At 33.9% G+C, this 13,082-nt stretch carries 11 protein-coding genes and 1 pseudogene; 4 read left to right on the forward strand and 8 right to left on the reverse strand.

Annotated elements, in window-relative coordinates; genetic code table 11:
- Positions 1–381 precede the first annotated feature (381 nt).
- From P5P87_RS22610 to mgrA, 3 genes are all read left to right on the forward strand, one after another.
- Entirely contained in the window at positions 382–591 is a 210-nt protein-coding gene (locus P5P87_RS22610) for a DUF308 domain-containing protein (protein ID WP_278020682.1), read from the forward strand.
- Between the two features lie 59 nt (positions 592–650).
- On the forward strand, positions 651–947 hold the full coding sequence (locus tag P5P87_RS22615) for a DUF308 domain-containing protein (RefSeq protein WP_278022824.1): 297 nt from the start codon (positions 651–653) through the stop codon (positions 945–947).
- A gap of 171 nt (positions 948–1,118) precedes the next feature.
- Positions 1,119–2,075, forward strand: coding sequence for an L-glyceraldehyde 3-phosphate reductase (mgrA, locus tag P5P87_RS22620; protein WP_278020683.1), 957 nt, complete (start codon positions 1,119–1,121; stop codon positions 2,073–2,075).
- A gap of 58 nt (positions 2,076–2,133) precedes the next feature.
- Here the strand turns inward: mgrA and P5P87_RS22625 are convergent, their stop codons facing one another.
- The 8 genes from P5P87_RS22625 to P5P87_RS22660 all read right to left on the reverse strand — a co-directional run bounded on the left by P5P87_RS22625 (position 2,134) and on the right by P5P87_RS22660 (position 11,881).
- On the reverse strand, positions 2,134–3,282 hold the full coding sequence (locus P5P87_RS22625) for a glycoside hydrolase family 97 catalytic domain-containing protein (RefSeq protein WP_278020684.1): 1,149 nt from the start codon (positions 3,280–3,282) through the stop codon (positions 2,134–2,136).
- Positions 3,263–4,114, reverse strand: coding sequence for a glycoside hydrolase family 97 N-terminal domain-containing protein (locus P5P87_RS22630; RefSeq protein ID WP_278020685.1), 852 nt, complete (start codon positions 4,112–4,114; stop codon positions 3,263–3,265). Before P5P87_RS22630 ends, P5P87_RS22625 begins: the two co-directional genes overlap by 20 nt.
- A gap of 133 nt (positions 4,115–4,247) precedes the next feature.
- Positions 4,248–5,534, reverse strand: coding sequence for a glycoside hydrolase 5 family protein (locus P5P87_RS22635; RefSeq protein ID WP_278020686.1), 1,287 nt, complete (start codon positions 5,532–5,534; stop codon positions 4,248–4,250).
- A gap of 141 nt (positions 5,535–5,675) precedes the next feature.
- A complete protein-coding gene (locus P5P87_RS22640) occupies positions 5,676–6,905 on the reverse strand; it encodes a glycoside hydrolase family 26 protein (protein WP_278020687.1) in 1,230 nt (409 codons plus the stop codon).
- A gap of 1 nt (position 6,906) precedes the next feature.
- Complete coding sequence (locus tag P5P87_RS22645; RefSeq protein ID WP_278020688.1) at positions 6,907–8,097, reverse strand: AGE family epimerase/isomerase; 1,191 nt, start codon at positions 8,095–8,097, stop codon at positions 6,907–6,909.
- A 6-nt stretch (positions 8,098–8,103) separates the two neighbouring features.
- Positions 8,104–9,294 carry a glycoside hydrolase family 130 protein gene (locus P5P87_RS22650; protein WP_278020689.1) on the reverse strand — a complete coding sequence of 397 codons (1,191 nt, stop codon included), beginning with the start codon at positions 9,292–9,294 and terminating at the stop codon, positions 8,104–8,106.
- A 26-nt stretch (positions 9,295–9,320) separates the two neighbouring features.
- Positions 9,321–10,706, reverse strand: a complete 1,386-nt coding sequence (locus tag P5P87_RS22655; protein ID WP_278020690.1) for an MFS transporter — start codon at positions 10,704–10,706, stop codon at positions 9,321–9,323.
- Positions 10,707–10,744: 38 nt separating this feature from the next.
- A complete protein-coding gene (locus P5P87_RS22660; protein WP_278020691.1) occupies positions 10,745–11,881 on the reverse strand; it encodes a glycoside hydrolase family 26 protein in 1,137 nt (378 codons plus the stop codon).
- Positions 11,882–12,188: 307 nt separating this feature from the next.
- Here P5P87_RS22660 and P5P87_RS22665 point away from each other — a divergent pair.
- Positions 12,189–13,066, forward strand: a pseudogene (locus tag P5P87_RS22665) (AraC family transcriptional regulator).
- Positions 13,067–13,082: the final 16 nt, after the last annotated feature.

Consider the following 13,082-nt stretch of genomic DNA (forward strand, 5'->3'; position numbering starts at 1 on the left):
TTTGCCACAAAGGTACTAAGACACTAAGTTTTTTTAATCTCACAATCCCGATAGTTATTGGCAGTAAAGATTTTTGAATAGCCCCTAGCTTCAGCTAGGGAAATAAGATTTGAATAGGAACAGGGCTTTAGCCAAACTTTGTAGGTTTGGCTAAAGCCCTGTTTTATTGTGGTTATGTTTTCATCCAGCTAAAGCTGGACGCTATTGATTTGCATATTGTAGTTTGTTAAGTATTTGTATGTTAGTATTTTATTGTAGGAAAAATATTTTGGTTTACGCTTTTGCCTTATCTTTGATAGACAGCCATTTAAATATTTTTTAATTGGCAATTCAAGGTAAGCTGAAAACTTTATAGAGTAGGCAAGATTTTAAAACAGTATTATGGAACATTCTTTATTTAAAAAAGTGAAAGCGACAATTGATTATTGGTACATTCCGTTATTAGTGGGAATACTTTTTGTAATCATCGGATTTTGGTCTTTTGCCACACCTGTAAAGGCATATTTAACATTAGCATTTTTATTTAGTGTATCGTTTCTGGTCAGCGGAATTTTTGAAATTATTTTTGCACTTTCAAACAGAAAAAAATAGACAATTGGGGCTGGACGCTGATCTCGGGAATTATAGGTTTAGGAGTTGGAATAGTATTAATTGCTAATCCGTTAGTTTCAGTAACACTTTTGCCACTTTATGTTGGATTGGCTATTTTGTTTCGCTCTGTAATGGCTATTTTTATGGCTTTTAATTTAAAAAGCTATTCTGTTCCAGATTGGAAAAATCTTTTAGGATTAGGAATTTTGGGACTATTGTTTTCATTTTTGTTATTATGGAATCCTGTTTTTGCGGGACTTTCAATAGTATATTGGACTGCTTTTGCTTTCATCGCAAGCGGTATTTTTTACATTTATTTTTCTTTCAAGTTGAAAAGAATTCATGATTTAGGATAAAGAATATAGATTGTTCTTTAACTTTTAATAAATTAAAAAAGAATTAGATTTTAATTTTCTCTCGCAGATTTAGCAGATTCGGCAGATTTTTTATCTCCTAAATCTGCTAAATCTGCGGGAGTTTTTTTTACCTTTAAAATCTATTAAAATTCCAACTTTTAAATTAAAACAATGAAATATAACAGATGCGGAAAAAGCGGTTTGTCGCTTCCTGAAATTTCTTTAGGATTATGGCATAACTTCGGTTCGGTTGATAATTTTGAAAATGCCGAAAGCATTGCTATTGAGGCTTTTGATAAAGGAATTACTCACTTTGATTTAGCAAATAATTATGGTCCAGTTCCAGGTTCTGCTGAGGAGAATTTTGGAAAAATATTATGGCATAATTTTCAGGGAAATCTGCGTGATGAAATCATAATTTCTACCAAAGCAGGTTATACGATGTGGAAAGGTCCTTACGGAGATTGGGGTTCGAGAAAATATCTGCTTTCGAGCTTAGATCAGAGTTTGAAAAGAATGAATGTCGATTATGTAGATATTTTTTATTCACACCGTCCAGATCCAGAAACGCCAATTGAAGAAACTATGATGGCTTTAGATCACGCCGTAAGAAGCGGAAAAGCTTTGTATGTCGGAATCAGTAATTATTCTGCGGAACAAACGAGAGTTGCGGTTGATGTTTTAAAACAATTGGGAACGCCATGTTTGATTCATCAAGCAAAATATTCGATGTTGGAGCGTTGGGTTGAAAATGGTTTGTTGGATGTTTTAGAAGAAAAAGGAGTAGGCTGTATTGCGTTTTCGCCTTTGGCACAAGGACTTTTGACCGATAAATATTTAAAAGGAATTCCTGAAAACTCACGTGCTCATAATCCGAATGGGCATTTAAGAGAAGATGAGGTTACACAAGAACGTATTCAGAAATTAATTCAATTGAATGAAATGGCTCAAAATAGAAATCAGTCTTTAGCACAAATGGCTCTGGCTTGGCTGCAGAAAGACAAACGAATTACATCGGTTTTAATTGGCGCAAGTTCTGTAAAACAATTGTGTAATAATATTGATTGTTTGCAAAATACTGAATTTAGTAATGATGAATTAAATGCGATTGAAAAAATTCTAGCATAAAATGCTATTTGTAAAATGTGAAATGATAAAAAAAGGAGAACAATTTGTTCTCCTTTTTTTATTTGATAATCATCGCCAATCCACCTCCGCTTGCTAAATGATATTTTAATTTCGTAGTTGAATCAACTGTTATAATTTCTTTTTTATAATCAGTTGCGGCTTTGTCTGCGTTTATACCATCAGAGAAAATCTCGGCTTGGAATTTTTTGCCTTTTTCAAGGAAAGAAAAATCAATTGCTACTTCTCTAGAATCCCAATTTGTAATAGCGCCTAGGTACCAAGTATTTCCTTTTCTTCGGGCAATTGAAACATATTTTCCAACTTCACCATCAAGTGCGATAGTTTCATCAAAAGTCGTTGGAACTTTAGCGATAAAATCGGTGCTTTCTTGTTCTTTCATAAAAGCAGTCGGACTGTCGGCCATCATTTGTAAAGGCGCTTCAAAAATCGTGTACAATGCCAATTGATGACATCTTGTTCCTTGACTCATTGGTGTCGAATGACTTGGTTTGAATTCGCTTTTTGTAGCATTTCGCATTGCGCCAGGCGTATAATCCATTGGTCCAGCCATCATTCTAATAAACGGAATCGTGCAATCATATAGCGGAACATCATCATTTGGTGTCCATTTGTTGTTTTCTAAGCCTTTTACACCTTCAAAATTTAAAATATTTGGATAAGTTCGTTGAATTCCAGTTGGTTTGTACATTCCGTGGAAATCTAGAATCAATTTATAATTTGTCGCTTTTTGAGCAATATCGTAAACCGAATTGACCATTTTGGCATCATCGCGGTCTAAGAAATCAACTTTAAAACCTTTAATTCCTAAATTGGCATAATTCTTTAAAATTTCATCTGTGTTTTTAGTCAAAGCCATCCAAGAGCTCCATAAAATAATTCCAACATTTCGTTCTTTTCCGTATGCGATTAAAGCCTCTAAATCGACATTAGGATTATGCTTCATAATATCTTCTTCCAAACTCCAACCTTCGTCTAAAACCACATATTCAACTTTATTTTTAGAAGCAAAATCAATATAATATTTATACGTCTGTGTATTAATTCCGGCTTTAAAATCGACATTGTAAATATTCCAATCGTTCCACCAATCCCAAGCAACTTTTCCGGGTTTAATCCAAGAAACATCTTTAATTTTTGAAGGTTCAGCTAATTTCTGAACCATATCATTATTCGCTAATGCGAGCATCACTTTCAGAAATTACAATTGCTCTCCATGGGAAAATTCTTGTTCCTTTTGTCTTCACCAAATAATCGGCTCTTTCGGTAATTAATCGGTTGATATTGTTGAATCCGCCATTGGCTTCTTTTAATGGATATTTAGAAAAACGAGATTCAAAACCTATTTTATTTTTATTATTAGTAACAAATAATCCAGGATAATCTTCTAAATTGACTTCTAAGAAAACGGCTTTTTTATGGTTTTTGTAATCAATTAAAAAAGGTAAAAATGCCAAAGTATCTTTTGTAAATTCACTGATTTTCTTGTTTTCGTAATGTGCTTCAAAAGAAGAAATATAAGGATCTTTCGGATTTCTTAAATCTCTTACATAAGGCATTAAAGTGCTGTAGTCTTTGTCAAAATTTAAAACAACTTCTTCTGATTTTATCGTAATATCTTTTTTCTTTTTGGTAACGAATCGATACGCAGCTCCATCATCAAAAACACGGAATTCAATTGCGAAATCATTTTTAAAATTGATAGTTAGTTTATTATACTGATCTTTTACGCTTTTCTTTTTGTATAAAGGTGTTTCAAAAGAAGTATTTACGCTTTCTTTTTTCGAATTTAAAACAACTGGGTTTTTTCCTAAAACATTATTTTCATCCAAAGTCATAGCCATTTCAGATGGCGCTAAAATCAAATCATTTTCGTGCAAAATAGACCATGAGATTTTATCATTTACAGCAATTTTAACTTCGATTTTTCCATTTGTAGAATTCACCGTAAAATCTTGTTTCTTTTGTGAAAAAGAAAGGTTTACGATTATAAAACAGAAAAGAATAAATATGTTTTTCATGTTGTATTTTTTATCAAATTTTGATTTTGTTATTCTGTAGAGACGCACCGTAGTGCGTCTAACGTATTTTGGATATTCGTTGTGTAGACGCACTGCAGTGCGTCTCTACAGAAAATAGAGATGAATAATTCTTTTATTTCTTTAATTCTGAATTGTATTTTTTGACAATTTCTAATGTCGATTTATCTCCATTAAAAACAGAGTTTAAACCTTGTGGTTCTTGAGGAGGATCTGTTGTAAGTGGTTCGCCAGGATTCCATTTTCCGTCTGGATGAATCGCTTTTCCTTCACCGCCATAACCCCAGAAATTTGTCGCTCTTAACGGGCCATTATTTTTAACGCTTTCTGCAACTCGTCCAAAAATATAGCTGTAAAACTTATCTCTGTAAACAGAAGAAGCACCAGCATTCAGATTTTCATTTTCTCTCGGAAGACCAAATTCTTCAATAATAATTGGTCTTTTCAGATTATTAGCTACTTTAATGTGGTCGTCAATATATTTTCCGGCATTTTCGATTGTTACAGGCATTGTAGCTTCGGCATTATCAGCTTTAAACCAATTCCAGTTTTTAGGCCAAATGTGCATGGTTAAATAATCAATATTCGGATTTTGATGTGTTCTTTCGAAGATTTCCATGCTGTCGTTAGAACTGTTTTTTCCTTCAGAACCTGTAGAAACCAAATGATTTTTGTCTAGACTATCAATTAAATCCACAATATTATTGAGCCATTTCGTGAATTTTGCTTCATTTTCTGGCGTAAAAGTTCTTGGTTCGTTTCCAACCTGCCACGCCATAATTGTGTTGTCTTCGTTGTATTTCTTTTTAGAATAAGAATTTGTTCTTCCGATAATAAACTTTACATGATTGTTCAATGCTTCCATGCATGGTTCGCAGCTGTGAAACTGTTCTGTATACGACATAAATTGAGGCCAAGTATTTGGCGGAATATTTGGAACTGGAACTGGACCTTTGCCATTCCATTCTAAATATTGCGACATTCCGCCCGACCATTCCCAGTTATTCGTTAAATACAAAACTGCGTACATATTTCGTTTGCCCATTTCGTTAATCAAGAAATCTAAGCCATCGAGTAAATCTTCATCATATTTTCCTTGCTCGTATTGCAATGCTGGGCGAACCGTAAAATCGTATTTTCCGCCATCAGCACCAACTAAAACACGTAAATTATCAATTCCGTTTTTTTTCATTAAATCCAATTCGCGTAAAAGCCTTTTTCGGTCTCCTATTTTTTTAGAAGCCAACATACTTCCGTACCAATAATTGGTTCCGATATAAGCATAGGGTTTCTCGCCTTTGTAAAATTGGTTTCCTTTTACGGTGATTTTTTCTTGAGCATTACATGCAATTGCTGTTAAGATTAAGACTAACGAAAGGGTTTTAAAAAATCTATTTTTCATAATTTATATTTTAATGGAGCTAATCCTGCTATCCGTTACAATCTTTTATGCTGAACCCCAGCATAAAAGGATTTTCACTCCTATCAGGGCTAGGGCTTTACGTTATTTTAGAAAGTTTTGAATTCAAACTGAAACAAAAAGTTATTTCGGCATTTCATACATCTTTGGCAGAGAATTCACCAAAGCTGATTTTGTTTTCAAACTATAAGTTTTAAAATCTGCTGTATTCGAAACCGAACCATTCGGAACATAATAACCATCAGTATTATTGTTCCAGAACATTACATAACTTATCTGGATGTCATTTTTGGTTAACGCGTTGTATAAAAGTGAAGAAAACCAGTCGGTAATGGATGGAGTTGTGCTAGTTACACGATAACCTGTTTCGGTTAAGGCGGCGATTTTTACTTTCGTTTTAGCGTAATCAGAAAGAATTTTAAGTTTTGTATTTGCTCTGTCAGATCCCGTTTGTCCTTGATTATTGAAGTCTCCGTAATTATCCATTCCGATAATATCAACATATTTATCGCCTGGATAACGGCTTAAGTAATTGGCTTCAGTTGTGTAAGAGTTGTCGGGAGAAAAAGCATATAAAATATTATGAACGCCTTTTGTGTTTTTTAAATAATCAACTGTAAACTGATAGGCTTTTTTATATTCATCGGCAGTACAAAAATCGGCGCCCCACCAAAACCAGCTTCCGTCAAATTCATGAAAAGGTCTAAAAATTATCGGAATCAATTCGCCATTTGAACCTTTTAAGTTTGAGACCACGCTGGCAACTTTATCTAGTTTTTTCTTGTACCATTCGTTGTTTGCCCCACCAGGAAGAATGCTTCTAAAAGCGGTCGATTTCTGCTCTGAAGTCATATCGGCTGTGTAGAAAGAATCTTCGTTGTAAGGTTCTCTCAAATGCCAACTGAAAGTATTGATTATTCCTTTCGCGTAAGCGGCCTTTGTATCGGCAATAATTTTTTGTTTCTGCTGATAAAACCAATTATTGCTTTGCTCGTTATTGTTTTTATCGGTAATAAACATAAAATCTGAACCCAGAACTGCTGGATCAAAACCTGTATTTTTTTTAATGTCAGAATCTCCGCCAGCATCTTGATAAAAGCTATTGAAAGCATCTTGCTGACCGATTGCTGTTTTGGTTTGTGCTAGTCTTTTTAAGTTATAAAATAAAGCAACAGTTTCTTTTGTAGCACCGGCATCGACCATATAATTTGCCGCATTTGATGTCGTTAAAGGATCGTCTTGCATTGGCGGATCGACAATTACTTTGCCAGAGTCTTCATTGTCTGAAGAACAGCTGATAATAGTTAAAATCGAGAGGCTGAGAAATGCTATTTTAAGAAATGTTGTTTTCATTTTAGTCTTTAATTCGATTAATAAGCTCTAGGCAAGCGCGGCCGTTATGATATGGGCATTTCCAAAATCCAGCTTTGTCTTTTTTCATTGTGGAATAATCCTCGTAGATGCCCCAGAACCATTCTCCGTTTTGATGATCGATCATGTGTTTCTTTGTGAATTTCCAGATTTTGTAAACAATGTCTAGATATTCTTCTTTATCAGTTAATTGATATGCATTGTAGAAACCAATTAATGCTTCTGCTTGTGGCCACCAATGTTTTTCGGCAATTAATTCTTTTTTTTCAGGATCGTATTCGTACCATAATCCACCATCAAAGTCAAGGCCTTCTTTAGTGGCTTCGGCTATCTGAATGGCGTATTTTTTAAAATTGGCAATTAAGGTTTCATTTCCTGAAATTTCTGCACATTGCTGTAAAAGCCAAGCAGCTTCGATATCATGTCCATACGAAATCACATCTGGCTTTTCATTCCAGTTTTCATCAAAAAACAAATGTAAATGCCCTGTTTCTGGATTGATAAAATGCTTTTCGATAGTTTCTAATAATTCGATAATATCGTACAACAGTTTTTCGTCTTTCCAGACTTTATATAAATTCACATAACCCTCAATAATATGAAGATGCGTGTTCATGGTTTTCTTTTCGTTGGCATCTTTTGCACTTAAACGCAAATCTTCAATTGGTTGCCAATCTCTGGTAAAAGCTTCAAGGTAGCCTTTATTTATAGGATCGTAGCTGTGTTCTTGAATTTTGGCGTATAAGTTTTTAGCCAATTCTAAAGCTCGTTCTTCTTTTGAAATAGCATAATATTCAGACAAGCCATAAATAGCAAATGCTAAAGCATAAATTTGATTTTTGGTGTCTTTTGGAGTTTTATCCTCATTTATACTCCAAAAAAGACCTCCAAATTTTGTGTCATAAAAATAAGTCGCGAGAAATTCGAATGCTCTTTTTGCCAGTTTTTTGTGGTTTTCGTTTTTTGTGGTTGTGTAGCTGGCAGAGAATGTCCAAAGAATTCGGGCGTTTAAAACCGAACCTTTTTCTGCATTCACAATAATATGATCGTTAAAATCGATTTGACCAACAAAACCTCCATTTTGGTCGTCAATAGAACGCTTCGACCAATATTTTAGAATGGAATTGAGTTCTGCGGTTAATTCCGATTTTAAAAGCTTTCTTTGTAATGACACGGTATTTTAAATTGCGTTATTTTTTTCGATTTGTTTAATAATGGTTTGCACAGAACCTGCAGAAATAAAAGTATCTGATGGAGTATTTATTACATAATCTACAAGTTTGTCTACAGAAGAAACCGCTACGTGCATGCGTGTATCCGATGAAGCGTAGTAGATATAAACTGTTCCGTCTTGGTCTTCGATCCATCCGTTAGAGAATAAAACATTCGAAACGTCTCCAATTCTTTCAATTCCTTCAGGTCCCATAAAATGTCCAGCTGGAACGTGAGTTACTTTCGAAATATCATTTAAATCGGTCATGAACATATACAAAGTATAGCGTAAGCCGGCGGCAGTATTTCTAACTCCGTGTGCTAAATGCAACCAGCCTTTTGAAGTTTTAATAGGAGCAGGGCCAAGACCATTTTTTAATTCGTAAATTGTATGATAATGTTTGCCAAAAATGATTTTTTCGTCTTTTACTACAGGATTTGCCATATCGTCAACATATCCTAAACCGATTCCGCCACCTGATCCAACATCGATAAAACCATCTTGCGGACGCGTGTATAAAGCATATTTTCCGTTTACAAATTCTGGATGTAATACTACATTTCGCTGTTGTCCTGTATTTGAAATTAAATCTGGAAGTCTTTCCCAGTTTACCAAATCTTTAGAACGAACGATTCCTGCATTGGCTACTGCCGAACTTGTATCTCCTTTTGGCGCTTTTGGGTCTTTTCTTTCGGTACAGAAAATCCCATAAACAAATCCGTCTTCATGATGGATTAAGCGCATATCGTATACGTTTGTATCTGGTTCTTCTGTCTGTGGAATCACACATGGTTTATCCCAAAACTTGAAATTATCGATTCCGTTTGGACTTTCTGCGATAGCAAAAAACGATTTTCTGTCAATTCCTTCTACGCGAACGGCCATTAAATATTTGCCATTCCATTTCATTGCTCCAGCGTTGAAAGCCGCATTCATACCGATTCTTTCCTGTAAAAACGGATTGGATTCTTCGTTAAAATCGAAGCGCCAATTTAACGGAATATGTTCTGCTGTAACAACTGGATTTTTATATCGTTCGTATATTCCGTTTCCAACAGTTTGCTGAGGCTCGTTTTTTTGTTCAAGCAGAGTTTTATGTTGTTTTTCTAATGCCAATTTTCTTTCTTGAAAAGTGGCTGAAGATGTTATTGTTGTCATATAAATTGATTCTTTGTCTTTGTTTTTTAATGATTTCTCTTTTCGTTTAAATCCTGTTCTATAATCTGTAATTTTTCTTCTGATAGAGGGTAAAATACTATGAAAGCTACTGATACTGCAGCCGCAATTGCGGGTAGAATACTGAGCATTAATTGAATTCCGTTTTGAGCAGTTGCTGTTTGCTCGACATTGGCTTGAAAACCGTAATAGCCTAAAAGCCATCCCGCTCCAGCGCCACCAATTGTCCATCCGAATTTTTGTGACATTGACGAAGCTGAGAAAACCAATCCTGTTGCTCTACGTCCTTGTTTCCATTCCGAATAATCGGCACTGTCTGCATACATTGACCAGATTAATGGGAAAATACATCCGGCACAAATACTGATTAAAACTTGGAAACTCATGATTAGGAAAACATCTTCTTTTCCGAATACATAGAAAATCAGGCTTAAAATGGCGACCAAAGTCATCGCTCCGAAGAAAGTTTTTTTCTTACCAATTTTATTTGCAATTGGCGTTGCAATGATTACTCCAATGATGTTTGCTGCTTGTCCTAAAACCAAATAAATTGAAGTTGGAGTCATATGGAAATCGGTTCCGAAAAGTGAAAAATCGAAGTTTATAGTACTGCTTACATAATACTTGAAATAGTAAACTGCTGCACCATCACGAATAGAATTGAAAACTAATGCGCCAATTCCTGCTCCAAGCAAAATCCACCAAGGTCTATTTTTTAGAAGATCTTTTAAATCTTCTTTTAAGTTATTTTGTTCATTTTCAATTGGCTTAATTCTTTCTTTAGTGAATAAAAAACAAGCCCAAAAAAAGATGGTTGTGATTAATCCGAAAACGGCAATTGTAGCCAGCCAACCAGTTTTTGAATTTAAATTTCCACCGAAATAATTTACTAAGGGCTCAATTAGCCAAAGCGCTAAAAGACTTCCTCCAAAGGCAAAAAGCATTCGGTAAGAAGAAAGTGTATTTCTTTCTTTTCTGTCAGAAGACATTACGCCCAAAAGTGATGCGTAAGGAACATTGATTAAAGAATAAATCATCATCATTAAGGAATATGTCACATAAGCATAGATGATTTTTCCTTTTTCGTCAAAATCAGGAGTGTAAAAAGTTAGAACTCCAATCACGGCAAAAGGTATTGCTACCCAAAGCAAATAAGGTCTAAATTTTCCCCATTTGCTTTTGGTTCTATCGGCTAGAATTCCAACAATTGGGTCAAAGCAAGAATCCCAGATTCTAGTAATTAAAAACATAGTTCCTACTATGGCAGGCGCTAATCCGAAAACGTCGGTGTAGAAAAATAACAGATACATGCTGAAAATTTTCCAAAACATAGATGAAGCAGCGTCTCCAAGTCCGTAACCAATTTTTTCTTTTAAACTAATTTTGTCGTGCATTAGATTTCTTTTAAAGATTGTAATTTATTTTGGGGCGATTATTTTAATTTTTTCTGAATGTCTTTCTCAAAGATTGTCTGGTCGAGATTATAAAAATCTATAAAATCTTTCTCGCTTACTTGTCCGTTAAAAGGAGCGTAGTAATGCATTTTTTGTTCTTTTTCTTGCCAACCGTGATTTCTCCATAACAGGACATAAGAAATTTTATAATCTCCAATGGCTTTCAATAAAGTTCCTGTCCACCATTTTGGGTCTGGAACTGCTTCATAGCCAGCTTCTGCCAAAGCCATTGGTTTATGCTTTTTTAGGCTTATTTCATTCAATATTTTAAATTGGTTCTGAACTTCAGAGATGAATTTTTCTCCATTTACATCAGTATTATTTTGGTAACTATCAAAGCTTAAAATATCGACGTAATTATCTCCTGGATAATTGGTTAAGAAATCATTTTCGTTTCCGAAACTTCCTGTATTATAAACATAAATTAAATTATGAACACCTTTTTTCTGAAGATAATCAAAGGTGAATTTCCAAGCGGTTTTAAATTCTTCTGAAGTGCAATTTCCTTTTCCCCACCAAAACCATCCGCCAGTAAGTTCGTGAAAAGGTCTAAAGAGAATCGGAATGTTTTTACCATTCTTATCTTTTAAAGACAAAAAGAAAACAGTCGCCTTATCTAACCATGAAGCGAATTTTTTATGATTTGCGGCTCCAGGCAGAATTGTTTTTAAAGAGTTTGGCGCATTATCCCAAGCGTTTTTTCCTGTTGCAGGGTTGTCAAAATGCCAACTTATTGTAGAAATTCCGCCTCTTGCATTTGCTTCAATAATATACTGTTTCATTTTAGTAAAAGGTACGCCATCGATATTATTTTGACTATCATTTTCTAAGCCGGCAATATCCCATCCATATACAGCAGGATAATCACCAACAACATCTTTTATATCGCTTCGTCCGTCTTCATACTTCCATTTAACGCCATAAGCCAAATCATCCTGATGCCCGAATAAGAACCCTTTTTGAGTTAAAGTATTAAGTTCTTTATATAAAGATTTAGTTTCAGTTGTTGCTTTTTTATCTGAAAGTGACAAATTAGTATTACTAGTGCTTTTTTGAGACATACATGAACTTGCTATTAGGGTTACAGTCAAAAGCGTTAAAAAATGTTTTTTCATTGAAAAATATTAGTTGATTGTTTAGCTAAAAGCTGACTAAACAAGAGTTTATAGTTTTTAAAATATAGCGATTTTTTTACCCAAAATTCTCTATGTTATTATTGTTAAAATTATTAAAACTATAAAAAGTTATTTAATAAAAAATGATTAATGTTTATTATTAATATTCTTTTTAAAGAAATGATAAATTAACTTTTTCAAAGATAAACGGATGATTATACTGTAATTAATATTATTTTATCAATTATATATCATATTATTGCAGTCAAAAAAGACAAATATTGTTTTCCTAAAAATAATTTTTAAGATGGGTAGTACGAAAAATTTTTATAGAGAAATAGCACCGCTTGCTGCGAGTGATAGCTTTTTAGTTTTTGATCGCGTGAAAGATAGTTTTGATTTTCCGGTTCATTATCATCCAGAATTCGAGATCAATTTTATTCAAAACGGAAAAGGAGTGAAGAGAGTTGTAGGAGATAATATTGAAGAAATCGATAATGTCGAATTGGTTTTAATTGGTCCGAATTTATATCACGGTTGGGAGCTAAATAAATGTACAAGTAAAAAAATACACGAAATAACAATTCAGTTTCATAATGATTTATTTCATGAATCTTTGTTGTCAAGACGTATTATGAATCCGATTCGAGATATGTTTAATAGATCGATTCACGGAATTCTTTTTCGAAGAAAACAGCAGAAGAATTAACGCCAAGGCTTGTGAGACTCTCTAAATTGGATGGTATGGATTATTTTCTTGAAATAACTTCTTTATTATATGATCTTGCCAATTCTAGAAATCAGCGTTTGCTTTCGACTTATACGGTAGACTATGATACTTTTGATGATTATGATAAAATGAAATTGGTTTATGAGTATGTGCAAAAACATTTTGCTGAAAAAATCACTCTAGAAGATGTAGCAAATGTGGCGAGCATGTCGATAATCTCTTTTAATCGATTTATAAAAAAAAGAACAGGAAAAACTTTTGTCAATTATATAAATGATATTCGTATTGGTTATGCTGCGCGTTGGTTGGTTGAGAAAGATATGAGTGTTTCTGAAGTTGCTTTTAAATCTGGGTTTAATAATATTGCTAACTTCAATCGCAGTTTTAAGGCAACAAAAAATTGCACTCCAAGTCAATACCGAGAAGAATTTTCAGGTCTAAAGCGCATTTTATAGTGATACTTTTTTGTCA

This window comes from Flavobacterium ginsengisoli (genome assembly GCF_029625315.1).
In the GTDB taxonomy this organism is placed as follows: Bacteria; Bacteroidota; Bacteroidia; order Flavobacteriales; family Flavobacteriaceae; genus Flavobacterium; species Flavobacterium ginsengisoli.

Excerpts from the sequence above, each read along its gene's own strand:
- P5P87_RS22660 (WP_278020691.1), bottom strand. The coding sequence starts at position 11,881 with ATGAAAAAACATTTTTTAACGCTTTTGACTGTAACCCTAATAGCAAGT.
- P5P87_RS22655 (WP_278020690.1), bottom strand. The coding sequence starts at position 10,706 with ATGCACGACAAAATTAGTTTAAAAGAAAAAATTGGTTACGGACTTGGA.
- P5P87_RS22640 (WP_278020687.1), bottom strand. The coding sequence starts at position 6,905 with ATGAAAACAACATTTCTTAAAATAGCATTTCTCAGCCTCTCGATTTTA.
- P5P87_RS22610 (WP_278020682.1), top strand. The coding sequence starts at position 382 with ATGGAACATTCTTTATTTAAAAAAGTGAAAGCGACAATTGATTATTGG.
- P5P87_RS22630 (WP_278020685.1), bottom strand. The coding sequence starts at position 4,114 with ATGAAAAACATATTTATTCTTTTCTGTTTTATAATCGTAAACCTTTCT.
- P5P87_RS22625 (WP_278020684.1), bottom strand. The coding sequence starts at position 3,282 with ATGCTCGCATTAGCGAATAATGATATGGTTCAGAAATTAGCTGAACCT.
- mgrA (WP_278020683.1), top strand. The coding sequence starts at position 1,119 with ATGAAATATAACAGATGCGGAAAAAGCGGTTTGTCGCTTCCTGAAATT.
- P5P87_RS22650 (WP_278020689.1), bottom strand. The coding sequence starts at position 9,294 with ATGACAACAATAACATCTTCAGCCACTTTTCAAGAAAGAAAATTGGCA.
- P5P87_RS22635 (WP_278020686.1), bottom strand. The coding sequence starts at position 5,534 with ATGAAAAATAGATTTTTTAAAACCCTTTCGTTAGTCTTAATCTTAACA.